At 52.8% G+C, this 21,664-nt stretch carries 16 protein-coding genes; 3 read left to right on the top strand and 13 right to left on the bottom strand.

Annotated features, from left to right (window positions below):
* Positions 1-277: 277 nt before the first annotated feature.
* Positions 278-4,348 (top strand): S8 family serine peptidase, encoded by a 4,071-nt coding sequence (locus MHH78_RS10410; protein ID WP_341167351.1) that lies wholly within the window; start codon positions 278-280, stop codon positions 4,346-4,348.
* Between the two features lie 420 nt (positions 4,349-4,768).
* Here MHH78_RS10410 and dnaJ read toward each other — a convergent pair whose 3' ends face one another.
* From dnaJ to hrcA, 4 genes are all read right to left on the bottom strand, one after another.
* Complete coding sequence (gene dnaJ / locus MHH78_RS10405) at positions 4,769-5,896, bottom strand: molecular chaperone DnaJ (protein ID WP_341167350.1); 1,128 nt, start codon at positions 5,894-5,896, stop codon at positions 4,769-4,771.
* A gap of 118 nt (positions 5,897-6,014) precedes the next feature.
* Entirely contained in the window at positions 6,015-7,862 is a 1,848-nt protein-coding gene (dnaK, locus tag MHH78_RS10400) for a molecular chaperone DnaK (protein ID WP_076082589.1), read from the bottom strand.
* Positions 7,863-7,935: 73 nt separating this feature from the next.
* Positions 7,936-8,523 carry a nucleotide exchange factor GrpE gene (gene grpE / locus MHH78_RS10395; protein WP_076082592.1) on the bottom strand — a complete coding sequence of 196 codons (588 nt, stop codon included), beginning with the start codon at positions 8,521-8,523 and terminating at the stop codon, positions 7,936-7,938.
* Between the two features lie 50 nt (positions 8,524-8,573).
* Complete coding sequence (gene hrcA / locus MHH78_RS10390; protein ID WP_036732236.1) at positions 8,574-9,605, bottom strand: heat-inducible transcriptional repressor HrcA; 1,032 nt, start codon at positions 9,603-9,605, stop codon at positions 8,574-8,576.
* Between the two features lie 211 nt (positions 9,606-9,816).
* Here hrcA and MHH78_RS10385 point away from each other — a divergent pair, with 211 nt between their 5' ends.
* On the top strand, positions 9,817-10,533 hold the full coding sequence (locus MHH78_RS10385) for a hypothetical protein (RefSeq protein ID WP_341167349.1): 717 nt from the start codon (positions 9,817-9,819) through the stop codon (positions 10,531-10,533).
* A gap of 101 nt (positions 10,534-10,634) precedes the next feature.
* Here MHH78_RS10385 and MHH78_RS10380 read toward each other — a convergent pair whose 3' ends face one another.
* The 6 genes from MHH78_RS10380 to gpr all read right to left on the bottom strand — a co-directional run bounded on the left by MHH78_RS10380 (position 10,635) and on the right by gpr (position 17,791).
* Positions 10,635-11,144 carry an N-acetyltransferase gene (locus MHH78_RS10380; RefSeq protein WP_155991690.1) on the bottom strand — a complete coding sequence of 170 codons (510 nt, stop codon included), beginning with the start codon at positions 11,142-11,144 and terminating at the stop codon, positions 10,635-10,637.
* A gap of 74 nt (positions 11,145-11,218) precedes the next feature.
* Positions 11,219-12,403: a radical SAM family heme chaperone HemW gene (gene hemW / locus MHH78_RS10375; protein ID WP_341167348.1), complete on the bottom strand. Its 1,185-nt coding sequence runs from the start codon at positions 12,401-12,403 to the stop codon at positions 11,219-11,221.
* 144 nt (positions 12,404-12,547) lie between these two features.
* The gene (lepA, locus tag MHH78_RS10370; RefSeq protein WP_341167347.1) at positions 12,548-14,359 is read right to left on the bottom strand and encodes a translation elongation factor 4; all 1,812 of its coding nucleotides are present in this window, start codon (positions 14,357-14,359) and stop codon (positions 12,548-12,550) included.
* A gap of 226 nt (positions 14,360-14,585) precedes the next feature.
* A complete protein-coding gene (locus MHH78_RS10365) occupies positions 14,586-15,083 on the bottom strand; it encodes a hypothetical protein (RefSeq protein ID WP_341167346.1) in 498 nt (165 codons plus the stop codon).
* A 30-nt stretch (positions 15,084-15,113) separates the two neighbouring features.
* The gene (locus MHH78_RS10360; RefSeq protein ID WP_341167345.1) at positions 15,114-16,487 is read right to left on the bottom strand and encodes a stage II sporulation protein P; all 1,374 of its coding nucleotides are present in this window, start codon (positions 16,485-16,487) and stop codon (positions 15,114-15,116) included.
* Positions 16,488-16,780: 293 nt separating this feature from the next.
* On the bottom strand, positions 16,781-17,791 hold the full coding sequence (gpr, locus tag MHH78_RS10355) for a GPR endopeptidase (RefSeq protein ID WP_036732245.1): 1,011 nt from the start codon (positions 17,789-17,791) through the stop codon (positions 16,781-16,783).
* 180 nt (positions 17,792-17,971) lie between these two features.
* Between gpr and rpsT the strand changes: the two genes are divergently transcribed.
* The gene (rpsT, locus tag MHH78_RS10350) at positions 17,972-18,244 is read left to right on the top strand and encodes a 30S ribosomal protein S20 (RefSeq protein WP_036732246.1); all 273 of its coding nucleotides are present in this window, start codon (positions 17,972-17,974) and stop codon (positions 18,242-18,244) included.
* 182 nt (positions 18,245-18,426) lie between these two features.
* Here the strand turns inward: rpsT and holA are convergent, their stop codons facing one another.
* The 3 genes from holA to MHH78_RS10335 all read right to left on the bottom strand — a co-directional run bounded on the left by holA (position 18,427) and on the right by MHH78_RS10335 (position 21,561).
* Positions 18,427-19,446, bottom strand: coding sequence for a DNA polymerase III subunit delta (gene holA / locus MHH78_RS10345; RefSeq protein WP_036732248.1), 1,020 nt, complete (start codon positions 19,444-19,446; stop codon positions 18,427-18,429).
* 310 nt (positions 19,447-19,756) lie between these two features.
* Positions 19,757-21,013: a zf-HC2 domain-containing protein gene (locus MHH78_RS10340; RefSeq protein ID WP_341167344.1), complete on the bottom strand. Its 1,257-nt coding sequence runs from the start codon at positions 21,011-21,013 to the stop codon at positions 19,757-19,759.
* Positions 21,010-21,561, bottom strand: coding sequence for an RNA polymerase sigma factor (locus tag MHH78_RS10335; RefSeq protein ID WP_036690462.1), 552 nt, complete (start codon positions 21,559-21,561; stop codon positions 21,010-21,012). The genes MHH78_RS10340 and MHH78_RS10335 overlap by 4 nt, the downstream gene beginning before the upstream one ends.
* Between the last annotated feature and the right edge of the window lie 103 nt (positions 21,562-21,664).

Genomic DNA, 21,664 nt, shown 5'->3' with positions numbered 1-21,664 from the left:
ATATAACATTCCGCATAAAATGAAAACATTCTCAAAACTCTATAAATTTTGTGTAGATTTTACAAATAACCAGTGGTAAAATCTTCTTAATATTTTTCCTAGTAATCTTGACGGAAATAAACCGGATTAATAGAAAAGGAGAATCCGGCTACTGTCTGTAGCAGGAGAGATGTAAGCCAGAACCAATATCATATTGTGGAGGGGATTACATTTGGAGTGGACAAAATTACCTCGTAAGCTATCATTACTAACTTTATCATTAGGTGTGGCTGCAAGTATGATTCCAGGCGCGGCATTCGCCGCCAGCAACTTGAAGACACCCGTATCAGGCAATCATCTTCCAGCCTTGATTCCAGCGAATCAGCCTTATATTTCTCCACAGATTAACACCAAATCCTCAAATCTTGTCCGGGTTATCGTTCAACTAAGCGGTCAGCCTGCCGCCGTAGGCAAGTATGCTGCCAGACAAGGAATTACAGCGCTCGCCAATTCAGCGACAGAAGCTGCGGTGAACAACCAGCAGGAAGAAGTACTGGATAAGGCTGAAGCCAAGAAGATTGACCTGACCGTCAATTACAAGTACGACACGATTCTGAACGGCTTTGAAGTCACCGTTCCGGCTGACAAAATCCCTGAGCTGGCGAAGATCTCCGGCGTGTCTTCCATTTATCCGAACAGCACCTGGTATGCTCTGCCTGATCAGACAGTGACCGAAGTGACTTACAGAAACGACAATGCTCCCCTGAAGCAGATTCATGCCGATTGGGCGGCTGACCAAGGCCTCACCGGAGCTGGACTGAAGGTCGGTGTAATCGATACCGGTGTCGACTACACGCACCCGGATATTGCCCCGGCTTATAAGGGCGGCTATGACTCCTTCTATCAGGATAATGATCCTTATGAAGAAGTTCCGCTGACTCCTGAAGAAGATACCGAGTATGGCGTAGGCTATGCGGGAACTTACCACGGTACGCATGTAGCCGGTACCATCATCGGTCAGTATGCAGCAACCGGCGATATTGCGCAGAAGGGCGTAGCTCCCGGGGCTGACCTGTATGTCTACAAAGTATTGGGCCGTAATATTGATAAGCCGAACACTTCCTCAGGATCTTCCGCTCAAGTCATTGACGGAATTGAACGTGCGGTCAAGGACGGCATGGATGTCATCAACCTGTCGCTCGGCTCCGATTCCGAGAAGGATGTGAACTCCCCAGATTCCATCGCGATTAATAATGCGGTTCTCTCTGGAGTAACTGCTGTCATTGCAAATGGGAATAATGGGGAAGCAGGTTACTTCTCCATGGGTTCTCCTGCTGCCTCCCAACTCGGAATTTCGGTAGGTGCCGTTAATAGCCCTATCAAAGCGTTCTCCGGTGAGTTCAAGGCAGAGATTACGGGTTCAGTCACTTCAGTGACTTATGACACCTATAATCCGTTCCATGTCATGGCCTATGAATTGGGTCAAACAGACTTTGCCGATATTATTGGAACAGAGCCGGTTAAAGTGTTCTACGCTAATTTAGGCGCAAATGAAGATTACCCGGAAGGAAATTTCGGTGAGAAAACTGTTGTTCTGGTATCCCGTGGCGATCTAGCCTTTGTAGACAAGATTGCTAATGCCAAAGCTCACGGTGCCAAAGCTATTGTGATCTTCAATGGTAATTTCCAGACAGTAGACGGTAAGAAAGTAGCTATTCTGGATGAGAGCTATACTGACCGTTCTGACTTTATCGGTTCCAACCTTGGCGATGGATATGATAACATCCCTACGCTGGACCTGAAGGGCTCCCAAGGCCGCGCTTTAGCCAGAGCCATTGTTGCTAACGGCAACAAACCTGCTTACTTTACTTTCAGCTCCGAATATCCGATGGATATGACCGCCGGCGATGAAGTGACCAGCTTCTCCTCACTAGGACCGAACTTCGACGGTAAATTAAGCATTAAGCCGGACATCGTAGCTCCTGGTGACGGAGTGCTGTCTACGTGGCCTGCTTATGGCAAAGGTCATCCAGGAACTGATTATTCCAAAGCATACAATCGTATTAGTGGTACAAGTATGGCAACACCGCATGTAGCAGGCTTGGCACTGCTGATCAAGCAGGCACATCCAACTTATACACCATTAGACATTCGTGCCGCTCTGGCCAACACAGCAGATCCTGTGTTCTACCAGGGTGCGCCTGAAGATTTCTATCTTCAAGGTCCTGGACGCGCCAATGTAGAAAATGCCATCATCACTCCGGCCCTGCTGCAATCGATAGAGCCGATCTCTATTCTGGACAAGAACTTTGTCCCGCAGAATGTAATCAACTACAATCCGTCTACAAGCTTTGGCACCCTGCTTCCCGGTTCTGAAGCTAGCCAAGTGCTGCAATTAAAGAATATGAGCGATACTGTGCTTACCTATTCTGCTTCCGTGGAATGGAACTATGGTGATCCCAAGCATGTATCTGCGACGCTCGACAAATCATCGGTAACTGCCGCCGCAAAAGGTGCCTCCACGTTCAACCTGAAGGTTACCGTCGCTGCGGATACTGCGCCACAATCGCTGCAAGGTAATATCGTACTGAAGGCAGACGGACAGCCAACACTTCACTTGCCGTTTGCAATCAATGTAGACAAGACTACAGAACAGCCTAGCTGGGGCACAGGCATTCAGGAAGCTGCACTGAGCCAGCCAATCGTCTATACCAATTCAAGTGCAGTGCTGAACTACAAGCTGAAAGCAAAAGATATTAACTATTATGAAGTAAATCTGATTGGTCTTGATGATACCAAGAAGGGCTCCTTCCAGGTATCCACGACCGGTGCGCCGGATAAGTTCTTCGAGCCTGGGAACTATAGCACGGTTGTATCATCTACCTATCATCCATATGACCACAATGGTGATCCAATCTTGGATGCTTACGGCAACCCTGCGGTGGCGGGTCTGACCGATGGAGTCTACAAGCTTGAGGTTCTCGGCATTAAAGCCAAAGATAACACCAAACCGATCAAGATTGACTATAACAATGATGAATACTACAGTACCTACACCTCATTCCGCTTTATCACTGTCTCTGACAGTGGAAACAATGGCGGCGGCGGTGGTGGAGGTGGCGGTACAGTAGTTACGCCAACACCTGTGGTGGTTCCAGAACCTGTGAAGTCCCTTGTTGAAGAAGGCGTTCAGCAAGTAACGGTAACACCTCTAACCGCATCGAAGGATGGTGTAACGACAGTAACCGTGAGCGACAGCGATCTGAAGGCCGCTTTGGACAAAGCCGCTAATGTCAAGACAGCCGTTGTTATCTCTCTGATCAGCATCTCAGATAAGTCTGCTGAACTGAGCCTGACTGCTGATCAGGTGAAATTACTGTCCGCCATTCAAGCAGGCAGCACCCTTATCGTGAATGTTGGCGGATCTGCTGTAGCCTTGCCCGTATCCTTATTAGCCGCTTCCCCTGCAGGCCAGAGCTTGAAGCTAGTAATTAAGCAAGAGCCAGACGCAGCCAGCAAGCTGATTGCAGGTACTCCGGGTGCCCAGGTTATCGGAACCCCGGTATCCTATGAAGCTTCATGGACTACAGCTACAGGCAGCACTTACTTGAACGTTCCAACCAACGTGTTCATCAAGCGCACCTTTACTGTACCTGGCAAGATTGAATCCAAGACCGCAGGCGTACTGTTTGAGAAAGACGGACTGGTGACCCCGGTTGCTTCTGTCTTCACACCGCAAGCCGATGGAACAACCCTTGTGACCGTAAGCCGTCCAGGCTTCTCCGTGTATGCAGCAGTCAGCAAACCGGCAGCAGCCTTCACAGACATCGCGAATTCCAAATCAGCGGTTGCCATCCAGACGTTGGCCGACAAACTGATTATCCAGGGAACCTCGGCAACAACTTTTGCGCCGCAGAGCAATCTGACCCGCGCTGAGTTCACAGCACTCTTAACCCGTGCACTGGGTCTGCGTACCGATGCTGGCGTAACCTTCTCCGATGTGAAATCAACGGACTGGTACGCCAAGGATGTCGCCGCAGCCTCCAAGTCTGGTCTGATTCTGGGCATAGGCAACGGCAAGTTTGCACCTACGCAAAAAGTAACCCGTCAGGAACTCGCCGTCATTCTGGACAGAGCGCTGAAGCTGACAGGCACTGAACTGAAGGCTGTAGCCAATCCTTCGTTCACAACCTACTCCGATAGCGCTAAGGTAGCTCCTTACGCCAAGGACAGTCTGCAAGCCCTGACCAAAGCCGGCATCTTCGCCAGCGAAACGGGCATTGCCTTCAATCCAACAGCTCCGGCAACCCGTGAGACAGCAGCCGCTGCACTCTATGAATTGCTGAGCAAGATCGGATTGATCGAGTAGTAGAATAAGCTTAAAAGACTGTCCCAGTAGTTGTTACATGACTACTCAGGACAGCCTTTTTTGTTTGGTTGAGACCCGTTTGAGCACTTGAGCAGACGCTGTTGCACATAATGTGCATACTACCTCTGATTGCATTTACTACATTAGAATCCCCTTTAATTCGTCCCAAAGGAGATTCTGTTGTATTTCATACATTTGATTCTTAGATATCTGTTTAAAAATGCCCATTTAAAGAATTTCTAGTGTACGTTATGCAACAGATTCTCTTTTTGGTGAATTTCAAAAGCATTCTGTTGTAGCAAATACAACAGAACCACAAAGACAATAAAGCCAGCAAAAAACAGCGCCCCGCCTCCACTTAATGGAGATGGGGCGCTGTTTTACAAGCTCTTCCATCCTTATTTCATATTACCTAAAAGTTCAGTCTCCCCGGAACGCCTTCTTCACGCGATCAAAGAACGACTGTTCCTGCTCATGCGTGTTCTCTCCGTTGAAGGAGGCGAACTGGCGGAGCAGGTCCTTCTGCTCATCGCTGAGCTTGCTAGGTGTGACTACGATGACACGGACATGCTGGTCGCCGACGCCGTTGCCGCGCAGATGCGGAACTCCTTTGCCTTTGAGGCGGAAGAAGGTACCGGTCTGGGTGCCTGCCGGGATCTTGAGCTTCACCTTCTCGGTCAGCGTTGGGATCTCAATCTCGTCACCCAGTGCCGCCTGAGCGAACGTCAAGGGAACCTCACACATAATATCGTTGTTCTCGCGCTCGAAGAAATCATGATTCTTCACACGGATCACAATGTACAGATCTCCGGCCGGGCCGCCGCGTGTGCCGCCTTCGCCTTCACCGGTCATGCGCAGCTGTGCGCCGTCATCGACACCGGCAGGGATACGCACATGGATCTTGCGCTGTCTCTTCACCTTGCCCTGGCCAGCACAGGTGGTGCATTTCTCTTTGATGATTTTGCCTGTGCCGCTGCAATGGGAGCAGGGACGGCGGTTACGCATCTGTCCAAGCGGTGTATTCTGCACGAATTCCTGCTGCCCGCTGCCGTGGCAGACGGAACAGGTCTCCGGCTTCGTACCCGGCTTGGCTCCGGAGCCGAAGCAGGTATCGCAGGTCTCCGTGCGTGGAATGGTAATATCGGTCTCTTTGCCGAACACCGCTTCCTTGAACTCAATGGTCATCGTATACTGCAAGTCGCCGCCGCGCTGTGGGGCATTCGGATCACGCCGTCCACCGCCGCCGCCGAAGAACATATCGAAGATATCACCAAGACCGCCGAAATCTCCGCCACCGCCGCCAAAGCCGCCGCCCATTCCCTGATTAGGGTCAATATGCCCATATTGGTCATACCGCGCGCGCTGTTGCCCGTCGCTCAGAACGTCATAGGCTTCCTTAACCTCTTTGAACTTAGCCTCAGCATCACTGGCCTTATTCACATCAGGATGGTACTGGCGCGCCAGCTTGCGGTAGGCCTTCTTCACTTCGTCTTCTGAAGCATCTCTTCCGAGGCCCAGAACCTCATAATAATCACGTTTATCTGCCACTGCTTTCACCTCCGTACATCGTTAATTCTCCCCATTTACAAGGTAAAAGGAAAGCCAAAACCCGGGATGCCCCGGTCTTGACCTTCCCTCTCACCACCATAGAACTTATCGTCTAAGGTTACCCTTGATTCTTCTCATCGTCAACCACTTCGTAATCCGCATCTACCACGTTATCCTTCTTGGCATTGCCTTCAGAAGCATCCTGGCCCGCTTCAGCGCCCTGCTGCTCCTGTGCAGCCTGCTCATACAGCTTAACGGACAACTGTTGTACAATCTCATTCAGCGCCTCTGTAGCGGCAGTGATTTCTTCCAGGTTGTCGGTTTCAAGTGCAGCCTTCACCTTGTCCTTGGCTTCATTCGCTTTGTCGATCTCGGAAGCATCGACCTTGTCACCCAGATCCTTAATTACTTTATCTGTGGAGTATACGAGCTGGTCAGCACCGTTCTTGGCTTCAACCAGTTCTTTACGCTTGCGGTCTTCCTCAGCGTGCAGCTCGGCATCCTTCATCATCTGTTCCACTTCCGCGTCGCTCAGGCCGCTGGAAGAAGTGATGGTGATCTTCTGGCTCTTGTTGGTGCCCTTGTCTGTAGCAGAGACATTAACAATACCGTTGGCATCGATGTCGAAGGTAACCTCGATCTGCGGTACGCCGCGCGGTGCCGGTGGAATCTCGTTCAGCATGAAGCGTCCCAGTGTCTTGTTGCCGTTCGCCATCTCGCGTTCACCCTGCAATACGTGGATTTCCACGCTAGGCTGGCTGTCTGCGAAGGTCGAGAACACCTGCGATTTGCTTGTAGGGATCGTAGTGTTGCGCTCGATCATCTTCGTGAACACGCCGCCTGCAGTTTCGATGCCGAGGGACAGCGGAGTTACGTCAAGCAGAACTACGTCTTTTACATCGCCAGTCAGTACGCCCGCTTGAACAGCAGCACCCAGGGCTACTACTTCATCCGGGTTAACGCCCTTGTGAGGGTCTTTGCCGGTAAGCTTCTTGATCGCATCCTGTACGGCAGGAATACGGGTGGAGCCGCCGACCAGTACGATTCTGTTCAGATCCGCTGGGGTCATTCCGGCATCCTTCAACGCTTGACGTGTAGGTCCCAGCGTGCGCTCAACCAGGCTTGCAGTCAGCTCGTCGAACTTGGCACGGGTCAGGTTGATCTCCAAGTGCTGAGGCACTCCGTCAACTACCGTGATGAACGGAAGCGATACTGTAGTCGTAAGTACGCCGGACAGCTCTTTCTTTGCTTTTTCCGCAGCATCCTTCAGACGTTGAACAGCCGCTTTGTCCTTGCTCAGGTCAATGCCTTGCTCTTTCTTGAATTCAGCTACGAGATAATCCATAACCAGTTGGTCAAAATCATCTCCGCCCAGACGGTTGTCACCGCTGGTAGCCTTTACTTCAAAGAAGCCGTCGCCCAGCTCAAGGATGGATACGTCGAAGGTACCGCCGCCAAGGTCATAGACCAGGATGGTGTGATCTTCCGATTTCTCCAGACCGTAAGCAAGAGCTGCTGCTGTTGGCTCGTTGACGATACGCAGCACTTCAAGGCCGGCGATTTTGCCTGCATCCTTAGTAGCCTGACGCTGGCTGTCATTGAAATAAGCAGGAACTGTAATAACCGCCTGAGTTACAGGCTGGCCCAGATAGGCTTCAGCATCGGATTTCAGCTTCTGGAGAATCATAGCCGAGATTTCCTGTGCAGAATAGTCTTTGCCGTCAATGCTTTCTTTGTGGCCTGTACCCATGTGGCGCTTGATGGAAGCGATGGTACGGTCCGGGTTCGTAATGGCCTGGCGTTTTGCCGTTTCACCGACGATGCGCTCGCCGTCCTTCTTGAAGCCTACAACCGATGGGGTTGTACGCGCGCCTTCCGGATTCGGGATAACGACGGCTTCGCCGCCTTCCATAACGGCAACGCAAGAGTTCGTGGTTCCTAAGTCAATACCGATAACTTTACTCACAGTAATGTGCCTCCTCAGAAATAATGTGAAGCCCGGGGCTTCATCCATTTAAATTATCTTATATAGAACAGATCTACATGCTGACTTTGACCATGGCCGGACGAAGAACCTTATCCTTCAGGAGATAGCCCTTCTGGACCTCTTCCGTCACGATGCCTTCCTCGTACTCCTCGCTCTCCACCTGCATGATCGCCTGATGATATTCAGGGTTAAAAGGCTGTCCTACCACTTCCATGGCTGTAAGCCCTTCAGTCTTAAGGACTCCCTCCAGCTGCCGGAAAATCATATTCACGCCTTTGATGAACGCTTCAGCGTCTGCACCTGCTGCAGGAGTCGCCAGTGCGCGTTCAAAGTTATCCATTACCGGAAGCAGCTCAGTTACAAGCTTAGACGTTGCGTACTGCGCCAGCTCTTCCTTTTCTTTCTGGGTCCGGCGGCGGAAGTTATCGAAATCAGCCTGCACACGCAAGGTGCGCGCCTGATGTTCATCTGCAAGCTCCTGCAGCTTTCTGTATTCCTCATTGCCTGAAGCCGCCTCGCTGGCCTCTTCAGCCGTGAATGAGCCGCTGTCTGCTGTGGTATCAGCCTCTTCAGCCGCGTGATTATCATTCACCGAGGGATCATTCTTCTCATTCATTTCCTGAACCTCTTCCTCTTTCAAGTTGTCTTCACCTCCTTAATATTATTCACGAATGGACTAGTATACTCTGTTCACTTATACCAGTGTGCCAGCATCGCTGTCAAATCCCGGGACAAAATCCCCAGAATACCCATTACACGTGCGTACTCCATACGGGTCGGACCCAGGATACCAATACTCCCCAGCGGCTTGCCGTCCAGCGAATAGGTGGCGGTAATCAGACTGCAGTTGGCAAAAGCCTCATGCTTATTCTCTGTACCAATGCGCACCTGCATTCCTGCTTCGCTGCTGGCCGGGGTGAGCATCTTGAGCAGCGTAGGCGTCTCCTCCAGCAGATCGAGAATCGTCTTCACCTTGTCGACGTCCTTGAACTCCGGCTGGGTCAGCATATTCGTGGCTCCGCTTAAGTAAATCCGCTGATCATGGTCGCTTTCCAGCGCCTTATCCAGCACCTGCATTAATTCTTCATAATGGGAGATGTGGCGCTGCATTTCTTCGCCCAGCTCGGAATAGAGCTGACTCTTCAGCTTGTAGAGCGGTACATTGACCAGCTTGCTGTTCAGCAGATTCACGACCTTCTCCATCTCGGAGACAGATATCTCCGGAGGAAGACTCACAGTTCGGTTCTCTACCTGCCCGGTGCTGGTAACGATAATCGCCACAGCGGTCTTGTCATCGAGCGGGAGCAGCTGGAAATGGCGCAATGAAGTATGAAAAACCTCCGGTCCCAGCAGGATGGAAGTATAATTCGTCATATTGGACAGGATCATTGCCGCATGTTGGATAACCTGCTCTGTAGCATTCAGCTTCTCGGCGAAAAAAGCGCGGATCGTGCCCAGTTCGGCCGTTTCGGCGGAATTCCACGGTACCAGATGATCCACATAATAGCGGTAGCCCTTATGGGACGGGATTCTCCCTGCCGACGTATGAGGTTGCTCCAGATAACCCAGATCCTCCAGATCGGCCATTTCGTTGCGGATCGTGGCTGGACTGTAGCCTACATCCCCGCGTTTCGAGATACTGCGCGAGCCCACCGGCTCAGCGGAAGAAATATAGTCATCGACAATGGCATTCAGTATCATTCTCTGGCGTTCAGTTAACATGTTATTCCCTCCTATCCGGCTGTGGCTCCGATTCGTTAGCACTCTAGTGAGATGAGTGCTAACCACTAATACAAAAATACCAAACTGACCTCGGCATTGTCAAGTGAGTTCAGCAACTTGATTGCGCCTATTTTAGTCAAAGCAAGATTTTGTATATTTCACCGCAACCATTTCCCGGACAATGCCGTCCAATACTCAGGGAGTGATAAAAATGCGTTTCAAGAAAACAGCATTATGGGCTATAATCGCAGGCCTCTTAACTGCATTAGCACTTACGGGCTGTACAGGTAAAATCTTACCGGTCAAGTGCATCGGTGTGGATGCGGATTATGCATCCATCCTGCAATGGGACGGCGTCATGTACTACGATGATACCGGTCCTGACCCCGCCCCACTCGGCAAAGGCAAGGAGATCGGCAAAATTACCTACAGCAAATCCGAGCAGAAGTGTCCACGCGCTGAGCTGCAGAATGGAGATGCGACAAATCTTAAGACAGGCACACTGCTCTACGAGGTAGAAGGCTATAAGACATCCGCGAGACTCTGGGCGGGAGACCGGCTGTATGAAGCACGCAACAACCCTGACGCCAACACCCTTAACGATCTGCTGGATATCGAGGGAAGAATACAAACTGTCCGTTTTGTGAGCGGCAATGACGGTTCTGACCTCATGGACTTTACCCCGGAGGCCAACGCCGTGTTCATCCGCGAATTCCCCAAGCTGGAATACATCCCGTTCGAGCAGCTCTACAAGCAGACCAAGGGTTGGGTGGGAGACATATACTGGCTGGAGATTGAGATGACGGACGGGTCCAGCATCGGAATTACTTATAATACACTGTCCCCTTCCTTTAACCCTTCCGCATATGCTACACCGGAGCTTGCCGAACTGGTAGAGCAACAGCGCAAGCTTATCTACGCACAATAAACCTGTATCTGCAAAAAACCACTGTTCACCCTGAAGCATCAGCGTCCGGGTGAACAGTGGTTTCTTATTATATAGTTTACCGGGGGCTAGAGCCCGCCGGATTAGTCCAGTCTCTTCAGCACGGCGATCTCGTCGCAGGCATGCTGCTTCTTGCAGTTCACACAATCGGTCCAGACCTTCTCGGGGAAAATCTCCTTCTGCACCACATCGAAGCCGTTCTTAAGGAAGAAGTCCACGGCATAGGTCAGTGCCATAATCTTCGGAATCTGCTGGCGTCTCGCTTCTTCAACCAGCTTCTCCAGGATCATCGTTCCTACACCTTTGCCCTTGCCAGCATCATTCAAGCCAATCGAACGGACCTCCACAAGATCACTTCCGAGCCGGAACAAGGAACCGCAGCCGACAAACTTGCCGCCGATCTCGGCGATCACGAACTGGTCGATCTGGCGGGTCAGTGCTTGCCTTGAACGGGGCAGCATAATCCCCTGCCTGGCATACTCCTCTATCATCAGATACAGCGGCTCTACATCCTCCACCGTAGCATTTCTGCATATCACTTGCTGCTCTCCTGCTGGAGATGCCTCTTGGAAATGATCCGTTTTGACAAGCACCTTGACTCACCCCTTGTTGTTAATATGAATAAATATACAACAAGGTGAATTACAATTCAAGAGGTATTTCAAAATTAAACCTCTGTCAAAGCACCGACAAATTCCCCGAAAACATCGTTGCCGAACAGGATTCCCTGCTTGCTCAGACGATAAGTGTCCCCGGCCTGCTCAAGCAGCCCGGCCTTCAGCATTTTATGCAGCGGCCCTGCAAAAACAGCCTCCAGCGGTTTTCCGAATTGTGAGCGGAACGCCGCATCCGAAATCCCTTCGCGCATCCGCAGGCCAACCATCATGAAATCCTCCATCGCCTCCTGCTCGGAGACCTCAAAGCTGTCCAGACGCGGCAGCCCGCTGCGCGAAGCCTCGTTATACGGGTTCACGCCCTTGATATTCATGTGCCGCTGCCGGCCCACATATCCATGCGCCCCTGCGCCCAGACCGTAATAATCCTCGTTGCGCCAGTACGTGATATTGTGGCGGCTCTCCAGCCCCGGCTTAGCAAAATTACTGATCTCATACTGTGTATAACCTGCGGCCTCCATAGTAGACATCAGCAGCAGATACATCGCCAGCTCATCCTCTTCATTCGGCAGCGGAAGCTTGTTCTTGTTGAACAGGGTGTGGAACAGCGTATTCTCCTCCACCTTCAGACTGTAGATGGAATAATGGGGAAGATCCAGCGCCAGCGCCTTGTCGATACTCTCTCTGAGCATATCCACCGTCTGGTTCGGCAGGCCGAACATCAGATCCAGCGACAGGTTATTAAGCCCAACCGCACGGGCATTCTCCAGACTGCGGTATACGTCATTCACATCATGAATCCGGCCGATTCCGCTCAGCAGCTCATTCTGGAACGCCTGCACCCCGAAGCTGACCCGATTGACGCCGCCTTCCTTCATGACTCTGAGCTTATCAATATCGGTAGTTCCGGGGTTAGCTTCCATAGAGAACTCAATATTCTCGTCCCACTGCGGGAAATGCCTGCGGACCGATTCCAGGAAATAAGCCATCTCATCAGGCTTGAGGACAGTAGGCGTACCCCCTCCGACAAAAATCGTCTTGATCACACCTGGAGGCGTGTGCTGCACGGTCAGCTCCATCTCGCGGTCAAGCGCATGGAGATAGTCCATCACCGGCTGGTCCTTCAGCACGTAAGAATTGAAATCACAATAGAAGCATTTATTGGTGCAGAACGGGATGTGAATATATACGGCCTCAGGGGGACGGCCATGGTGTGCAGTGCTCGTAGCTGTATTCATTAGCTGTCTCCTTTTGTTCTATTAATATACAGGCCTGCCACACTACCTGCTGCTAAAAAGCAAGAAGAAACGGCTGCACCGCCCTGCTTAGGGCGGCACCCGTTTCTGCGATAAACCGAAAGCTCCGGGGGAGCTTATATGCTGCTACTCAATCTGAAGCACGGCCATGAACGCTTCCTGCGGCACCTCGACGCTGCCGACCTGCTTCATGCGCTTCTTCCCTTCCTTCTGCTTCTCCAGCAGCTTCCGCTTACGCGAAATATCGCCGCCGTAGCATTTGGCGAGTACGTTCTTGCGCATGGCCTTAACGGTCTCACGCGCAACCACCTTCGTGCCGACGGAAGCCTGAATCGGCACCTCGAACATCTGGCGGGGGATAATGCCGCGCAGCTTCTCACAGATGACCCGGCCGCGGTTATAAGCGCGGTCGCGGTGAACGATGAAGGACAGTGCATCGACCTGCTCATTGTTCAGCAGGATGTCCATCTTGACGAGATTGGACTGGCGGTAACCGGAGATCTCGTAATCATAGGAGGCATAACCCTTCGTGCCGGATTTCAACTGGTCGAAGAAGTCGTAGACGATCTCGGACAACGGAATTTCGTACGTAATGGTTACACGGTTGCTGTCCAGATACTCCATGTTGACGAATTCACCGCGTTTGTTCTGGCACAGCTCCATAACGGTTCCCACGAAGTCGTTAGGCACGATAATAGCTGCTTTGACATACGGCTCTTCGATGAAGTCAATCGTCCCGATCTCCGGATAATGCGACGGATTGTCGATCTGGATGGTCTCCCCGTTCGTCAGCTTAATACGGTAAATAACGCTCGGCGCAGTAGTAATCAGCGGCAGATTGAACTCGCGTTCGATCCGCTCCTGAATAATCTCCATATGCAGCAGCCCCAGGAAGCCGCAACGGAAGCCAAAGCCGAGGGCGCTGGAGCTCTCCGGCTCGAAGCTCAGGGAAGCGTCGTTCAGCTGCAGCTTCTCCAGCGCTTCACGGAGATCATTATAATCGGAAGTCTCAATCGGATAGAGACCGCAATAGACCATCGGATTAATCCGGCGGTAGCCCGGCAGCGGTTCAGGGGTCGGATTCTTGGCATCCGTCACCGTATCCCCGACACGGGTGTCGCCTACATGCTTGATCCCGGCCACAATGAAGCCGACATCACCGATGTTCAGCTCCGGCACAATGGTCATACGCGGCATGAAGGCTCCGACCTCGATCACCTCAAAGGTTTTGTCGGTGGCCATCATTTTAATCTTGGAACCGGCACGGATACTGCCGTCCATTACACGGACATAGACGATAACGCCCTTGTACGGGTCATAATGGGAGTCGAAGATCAGCGCCTTGAGCGGTTCTTCCGAGTTTCCAGTCGGCGCCGGAACCTGCTTCACGACCTGCTCCAGAATCTCCTTGATGCCGATGCCTGCCTTAGCGGAAGCCAGAACGGCTTCGCTGGCATCCAGCCCGATGACATCCTCAATCTCCTGCTTCACCCGTTCAGGATCTGCATTCGGAAGATCGATCTTGTTGAGTACCGGAAGAATCTCCAGATTGTTGTCAAGCGCCAGATACACGTTGGCCAGCGTCTGGGCCTCAATCCCCTGGGCTGCATCCACTACCAGAAGAGCGCCTTCACAGGCAGCCAGACTGCGTGATACCTCATAGGTGAAATCGACATGCCCCGGTGTGTCAATCAGATTCAGATAATAATCCTGTCCGTCATCGGCACGGTACGTCAGACGTACGGCCTGCAGCTTGATGGTGATGCCGCGCTCGCGCTCCAGGTCCATCTGATCCAGAACCTGCTCCTGCATTTCACGCGTAGTCAGCGCACCCGTATACTCCAGAATGCGGTCAGCCAATGTCGATTTGCCATGGTCTATATGTGCAATAATCGAGAAATTGCGAATTTGTTGTTGTCGTTTCTGAACGTCAGTCATTCCTTACCCCCACAGACAGCCTAATGTTAATCCACTTATTATAACAGTACGGGCTCCGCCCATCAATCCCGCCAGCCGCCGGAAGAGAAAGAAAACGCCCGGACCCTCTACATTCGCGAGTTGAATCCTGCAAAAAAAACACAAAAACGGGTGCGGGCTTCCATCATCCGCAGCCGTTTGTGTCCTCAACCTCATTGCAGCCCGAGAGGTTCCGGGCAGTTCCTGCTCACTCCTCCGAGGAGTCGAAGAGGGAGACCACCCAGCGGATGCCCTTCTGCGAAGCCTGCTGGAGCAGCCCGGCGGTCTTATCCGCCAGCACATCCACAGTCGGCTTCTGCTCCTCTGGAATCAGAATCTGCTCGGGACTGAGCGCAGAGTAGTCCTTCACCTCCTGTTGCGGGAGGCTGCCCGTGCCGCCAGCCGTCTGCGCCTGTGTACCTGCAACCGGCTGCTTCATGGGCAGCATGGTGTAAGCGCCCGTTACGGGATCAATAGTCACAGGCACATATACATAAGCCTGGCCGCCCGGGGCTGTACTGGCAGCCGGAACGTACGCAGTTCCGGCCGTAACGTTCTGTCCAGGCGCGCTGCTCCCGGCTGGCTTACTCCAGTCCGGCAGTATACCGGAGACTCCCGAACCGCCGCCGCCGAACTGCAGTCCGATCAACAGCCCCACGCCCGCCCATACTCCGACCATTACCAGCTTTTTACCGAACCGTGTCATATTCTCCGCTCCTTTTCAGCTATAATCCGTTCAGGAACCTGTTGATGTCTCTGCCCCGGTGCCTCCAGATTGCGTACTGCCCTGATCTGGCGCAGCTGCCTTCTCGGCATCCCGGCTGCTCCAGTACACATCAGCGATGGCATCCGCCAGAATATCCGCCGTCCGCTTCAGTTCATCGGCGCTGTTGTCAATTCCGCCTACCTCAATCAGCACACTGTTCGGGGACAACGTCTGGTTATACTCCCCATTATTCCCGTTTCCGGACGATTTCCCCCATATCCCGCGTGAAATTCCAGGATAATTTTTCTCAAGCAGCTGATGGATCTTATTGGCGAAGGCCTCGTTTTGTTTCCAGTTTTTATTCGCATGCCCCAAAATAAAATAGACCTGGGCATAATTTTTCCCGTTAATCAAAGCTGTTGTTTTGCCGTGCCGCTGCGAATCGCGGTGGATATCAATCAGCTCACTCATGTTCTGATTGGAGGCCATGGCCGATTTCACAGTCATACGTGAATATTTATAAGAGAAGTTCCAATTGTAGCCCGGTACCTCTGTAGCATAGTCCTCCTGGGCATGGACAGTTCCGATCCCCCGCTCTTCCAGCCTCTTGGCAATATAGGAGCCTACCAGCATGACATTCTTGGAAGGGACTGCTGAGCTGGGGTTGTCGCTCTGTGCGCCAAGCAGCGGATTATAGGCCTCCCGGGGATGGGAATGATAAACGAGAATCCGCTTGACCGAAGTATCTCCTGTGCCGTTCTCGGCATCTCCGCTTCCGGAATAGCCCTCGTCAGGTTCTGTACCGGACGGGTCAGGGACAGGCGAAGCCTCGGGCTCTACCACGCCTTCCCCCGGACTGTCATGGCCATTACCAGCCTCAGTACCGTTCCCTGAATCTGGCAAGGCTCCAGGATCGCCCCCTGCTCCGGGATCTTCCCCGGTGGCCAGTTCATCGCCCCCCGGATGATAATCGGCCGGCGCCCCTGTACTTCCCCCTGAGCCTTGCCGCAGCAGGAAGGGATCATCGGCAGCAAGTCCGGGCATCTCACGTGAGACCAGACTCTTGGGATCACCAGGATCAACACTGGTAAGCAGCCGGAATACGAAGGAGGTCACCTTGTCCCCGGAGAAGGCTGAAGGCTCCTCGCCCTTCGGCAGATGGGGGACCTCCATGCCCAGCAGCTCCATGAAGAATCCACTGGAGAGCGAAGCCGCCAGACCTTTCATGGAAGGAATGGGCGAAGAATTCAGCTTCTGCCCGGCCAATCCGCCAGCTCCAAGCAGCATGAACAACACAAGCGAACCTCCGGCCAGCAGCAGCATCGTCCTTCCCAGCGACAGAATATCCATCAGCCGTCCGCGCAGCCGCCCTATATTCCATAGCTGAAACCATTTTCTGTTCATGATTGTTATGTCCTCCTCTAAGCCCTCTGTAATCTCTCATACTCCAAATCTATGAGCGGAAGGGTTGTGCTAGAACCACAGAATGAGAGATAGCAGGGAGCATCGATAGAGAAGTGAGGGGGCAACACCAAGTAGAAACGGCTTCGCCGTCCTTTTAAAGGACGGTACCGTTTCAGCGGGAAATGGAAGGATAAGTTATCGTGTGAAACATATAAGTTCTTATATTTATACAAAAAGCCCGCGACCAGTTCTGCGTTATAGCAGATGGTGCGGGCGAGGTGATAAGTGACAGATCAGTGAGTGTAAGCTCCGACATTGCCCGGATCTACCGCTTCATGGAGTGCAGCATTCAGTCCGCTTGCCACAATGTTGGCGATCTCTTCAATGAATTCATCGATCTCTTTGGGGGTCACAATCAGGTCATGCCCCAGCGGCTCAAGCACTTCCTTCACCAGGGCGAGACGCTCCTGCTCAGATATATCGTCAAGGAGACCCATAATTTCCTTGGTGTGAGCACCGCCGTCCGCCATCTGCCCGAAATGGGTCCGCATCATCTCCAGCACATTGTTGACGATGGTGGAAGCATAGCAGACCGTTGGGACGCCGATGGCGATGCAGGGCACGCCCAGCACCTCCTTGGTCAGCCCTCTGCGCTTGTTCCCGATCCCTGAGCCGGGATGAATGCCGATGTCCGCAATCTGGATGGTGGTATTGATTCTCTCCAGTGAACGGGAGGCCAGCGCATCAATAGCTATAATGACATCCGGGCTGGTGCGGTCCACAATCCCCTGCACCACTTCGCTGGATTCAATCCCCGTCAGGCCGAGCACTCCGGGAGCAATAGCACTGACATTCCGGTACCCGGGCGAAATCTGGTCGGGCACCAGCTCATAGAACTGGCGGGTAATCAGCGCATTCTCAACGACCAGCGGGCCGAGCGAGTCGGGCGTCACATTCCAGTTGCCCAAGCCTACGATAAGGACCTTGGAATCGCGGTCAATGCCGATTTCATCCAGAAAGTGCTCGAATTCCCGGGCAAACACTGTGGAGACCTTCTGCTGCAGCCCGGTGTCCCCTCCGCGCAGCCCAGGCACCTCCAGGGTCACGTAATTGCCGATAGCCCGTCCAATCGCCTGAGAACCGGCAAGGTCTGCTACAGCAAGTCTCGTGACCTTGATGCCGTCCGCTTCTTCCACTTCCTCATTGACACCCGGGATCGGCGTATTGGCGTGCCGCTCTGCCATTTCCTTCGCTTCCACCGCCAAGTCCGTACGTACCGAATACAGCTGAAGATCCAGTTCCATTCTTAGTTCAGCCTCCTTTTGCATATTGCTGATAGTGTGCGAGAGAAAGCCTCCGTTTATACAAACCGCTCTAAGGGAATTACAAAGCTTTTTATCTTGCTTTTTGCTACCCTTCATGCTAAACTATTTTAAGTTGTGAATCATTTGTTGATTTCGAATGTCTTTCAGGAGGTGAATGCAATGCCAAATATCAAATCCGCGATAAAACGCGTCAAGACGATCGAGAAACGTCGTGCACTGAACGCTTCCCAGAAGTCCGCTCTTCGTACAGCTGTGAAAACTGCTGATGTAGCAGTGACTGGTACGGAAGTTGAAGTAGCTCAGGCTGCTTTCCAAGCGGCTTCCAAAAAGCTGGACAAGGCTGTAACTAAAGGCCTGGTTCATAAAAATGCGGCTGCCCGCAAAAAATCCCGCTTGGCTAAGAAATTGAACGCTCTCAAGGCTCAAGCCTAAGCCAAGGGCGACAATCATAACGAGCACTGAAGAACCTGACCGCTATGCTGCATACGGTTAGGTTTTTTTATGCTCGTTAACTTCCTTCATTGAATTCCGCTGTACCATCAAAGAGCCTGTCCATCCCATGATACACGCGGGTGGACAGGCTCTTTGATTCGTTCCATGAGAAGCCGCTCTGTTCAGGCTCCAAGGCGCAGCATGAACATCTCCAGCCCCAGCACCTTATCAACAGCTCCCGTCTTCATCTGATAGTCCAGATCCGCCAGAATACTCAGGATCTGCCGCAGCCGCTGGCTTCCGAACTTATGAGCCTGCTCTCCGGCAAGCTTCACTGCATACGGATGCAGTCCGAGCTGGGAGGCAATCTGTCCCTGCGAATAGCTAAGGGCTGACAGATCCTTGACCTGCAGGATGATTCTGAACTGCCGGGCAATCAGCGAAGCGATCTTGATCGGCTCCTCCCGCTGCTTGAGCAGCTCATAGAGCGTATTCAGCGCCTTGTCCAGGCGCAGATTCGCGATATCCTCCACCAGTGTGAAGATGTTCTGCTCCGTCCCCCGGTGGACCAGACTCTCCACCGCTGCCGCATCCACCCGCCCGCCAGTACCGGCGAACAGACACAGCTTGTCCATCTCTGCAGACAGACCCTGGAGTCCGGTTCCACTGCTTGCAATCAGAACCTCCGCTGTCCCCGGCGCAAGGGAGCAGCCGCGTTCGCGGAAGCCCTTCTCCACCCAGCGCAGCAGCTCCTCCGCACCCAGGGGATTGAAGGCCAGCACGGTGCCGGCGGTCTTGATGCTTTTGACGATTTTTTTACGTTCATCCAGCTTGTCGCCGTTCACCATAAATACAATCACACTGAACTCGGCAGGGTGCTGCATATATTCGCTCAGCATCTCCACGTTATGTTCCAGCTTCGCCTTCTCCTTGCCTGCCGTGAACAGAGCCGCATCCCGCACCAGCAGGAGCTTGCGTTCTACCATGAACGGAACCGTCTCCGCCTCTTCAATAACCGCCTGAACCGGAGTTTCGGAGAGATCGAACGGGATCACCGCGAAATCGCGGTCTTCTTTGGGGATCAGGTGTTCCTCCAGCATGGCCGCGAATTCATTCATCCGGAACTTCTCACTGCCGTACAGCAGGTACAGCGGAGAGACCTTTCCTTGCTTGATGTCTTTGGCCGCCGTTTTGGCATCCATCCCGCCACTTCCTTTTTCATTTTACTTGCCTGGTCCGTATCAGACACATACATTCGTACATTTTAACAAAAAATCGGCTGAAAACATAGGTATCATTATCACTTTGTCCTGACCGGGGCGCAAGCCAAAACGGAGCAACCTCGGCAGCCAGGGCCAAAGTTACTCCGTTTCAGCGGCGCATCTATATAAACGACGGAGGGAGCAGCTCTAGAAACTCTCCCGGCCGCCGGTCATACCGATGATACTCGCAAAGCCTGTAATTCATGTCCTCTTGCCTTAGCATATTCCGCAGGCCGGAAGAACGTTCCGGTTATTTATCGGACGTTGCCGCGTCCGGGGTAATAGCCGGGCTGGTGACCGGTGAAGCAGACGCCGCCGGAGAAGCGGTAGGCGCTTGAGAGTTAATAGGAGCCGGAGAAGCAGATGGGGCAGGTGTCGCACTCTCTGCCGGAACCGTGTATACCTTCGTCGTCTGCGTACCGTCCTCAAGCTGTAGCACATAAGTGAACTGGGTGCCGTCTTCCGACCACACACCGGAGACCCAGTTCCCCTCCAAAGGAAGCGAGGTTAATACTGTCCGTTGTTGTTCTTCTCCTTCTGCGGTTAGGCTGTAGATTACAACATGCTGGCCAGTCAGCTCAGCCGTATGCTGCCCGTCCGGTGAAGTCCACGAGGAATCTGCGACCATCAGCATGGCTCCTGCCTCGTTAGCGGCTGGAGTCGGCGCTATCCGTGCATCCCCCTCAGCCGCTTTATCGTCCGCTATATTCTCTTGTGTTGGCGCACTCGACTTCGTGCTTTGGGGTTCCGCTGACCGGCTATCCGCTTTCTTGGTGCTCTTGGGGCGATCCGCCGGAGGCGCAGTAGCGGCGCGATTGCTGATCGGAGCTTCGCTTACCGCAGGCTCCTTGTCTGAAACCATACCGCCGCCGGCTGCGGCTGGTTGATCAGCACCCTCACTTGGAGCAGGCGGTGCAGATTTCAAATTAACGTCTGCAGTTTCACTAGGCGTGGCCTGGTCCATCTTATTAAGATCACTGCTGCTGCCGCTGTTATTCTGTCCGTCCGCCTGCGGGGCGTCCGCACTGTTCTCTGTGCTCACGCTGGAGTTCGCCGCTCCGCCGCTCATTAGCTTGGATGACATATCCAAGTCTGCGCCCGGCAGACTCTTCGGCATATTGAATACGGCGATTAGCAGAATCACCGCTGCCGCCGCAGCACCAATGCCTGTCCGCGCAGCCAGTGAAGGGCCCTTGGACTTCTTGCCCCGGTTATTTGAACGGGAGAAGGGAATAACCTTCGGATCTTCCGGCTCCATTACGGCAGGCTCTTCCGGGACACCGCGGTCCAGCTGTTCAAGCTGAGGCAGGATAGAGTCAACCAGACTGAAGGGGGGCTTCACGTCGGGAAGCTGCTCCAGCTGCTGGGAGAGCAGCGTCAGCCGGTCCAAGACTTCCGCGCAGGAAGGACAATCGTCGATATGACGGAACATTTCAAGCATTTCTTCCTGACTGAGATCATGATCTAAATAGCGGTGCATCCATTCCATCACCTCCGCGCACTTCATCCTGACACACCACCTTTCTGATACTCCTGAAGTCTATTCTGCAGCTGCTGCCGCGCCCGGAACAGGTACGATTTGACCGTGTTCAGAGGCAGATCCAGACAGTCTGCAATCTCGTTGTAAGAAAAATCCTGTAAATAGCGGAGCACGATTACCGTCCGGTGATGCTCCGGAAGCTGGTCTATGGCCTCACGGATATCCTCCGCCAGATAACCCGACATCACTTCGCGCTCTACGTTATGTTTTTTATCCTGGAACACCATTTCGTGTTCATCGATAGAAACGGTAGGCTTCGTTCTCCGGAATTTGTCTATACATATGTTGGTTACTATTCGCTGAACCCATGTTTTGAACTGCGCCTTCTCCTCATAGGAGCCGATCTTGGTGTACACCCGGATCAACGCTTCCTGGGAGGCATCCAGTGCATCCTGTTCATTATGCAGAATGTAGAAGGCCGTCTTATATACATGCCCTTCAATTTCTCGCAATAGGGTGATTAGAGCGTCGCGATCGCCCGCTTGAGCGGCTCTGATGAGTCCCTGCTCCACCACGAAGGTTCCCCCTCTCTATGCAATCTTACTGACGCGCAAGACTGCGAATTTGTTGCAAGCCTGTAATGATTATTTTATAGTCCACAATCCCTACTAAGCATAC

This window comes from Paenibacillus sp. FSL H3-0333, from assembly GCF_038002805.1.
GTDB classification, from domain to species: Bacteria; Bacillota; Bacilli; order Paenibacillales; family Paenibacillaceae; genus Paenibacillus_AQ; species Paenibacillus_AQ silagei.
Note: the sequence above shows the minus strand (reverse complement) of the source record. Positions and strands in the feature narration are given on the sequence as shown.

Coding starts and splice junctions, on each gene's coding strand:
- MHH78_RS10410 (WP_341167351.1), top strand. CDS start 278: ATGATTCCAGGCGCGGCATTCGCCGCCAGCAACTTGAAGACACCCGTA.
- hrcA (WP_036732236.1), bottom strand. CDS start 9,605: ATGTTAACTGAACGCCAGAGAATGATACTGAATGCCATTGTCGATGAC.
- MHH78_RS10385 (WP_341167349.1), top strand. CDS start 9,817: ATGCGTTTCAAGAAAACAGCATTATGGGCTATAATCGCAGGCCTCTTA.
- hemW (WP_341167348.1), bottom strand. CDS start 12,403: ATGAATACAGCTACGAGCACTGCACACCATGGCCGTCCCCCTGAGGCC.
- lepA (WP_341167347.1), bottom strand. CDS start 14,359: ATGACTGACGTTCAGAAACGACAACAACAAATTCGCAATTTCTCGATT.
- MHH78_RS10365 (WP_341167346.1), bottom strand. CDS start 15,083: ATGACACGGTTCGGTAAAAAGCTGGTAATGGTCGGAGTATGGGCGGGC.
- MHH78_RS10360 (WP_341167345.1), bottom strand. CDS start 16,487: ATGAACAGAAAATGGTTTCAGCTATGGAATATAGGGCGGCTGCGCGGA.
- gpr (WP_036732245.1), bottom strand. CDS start 17,791: ATGGAACTGGATCTTCAGCTGTATTCGGTACGTACGGACTTGGCGGTG.
- rpsT (WP_036732246.1), top strand. CDS start 17,972: ATGCCAAATATCAAATCCGCGATAAAACGCGTCAAGACGATCGAGAAA.
- holA (WP_036732248.1), bottom strand. CDS start 19,446: ATGGATGCCAAAACGGCGGCCAAAGACATCAAGCAAGGAAAGGTCTCT.
- MHH78_RS10340 (WP_341167344.1), bottom strand. CDS start 21,013: ATGAAGTGCGCGGAGGTGATGGAATGGATGCACCGCTATTTAGATCAT.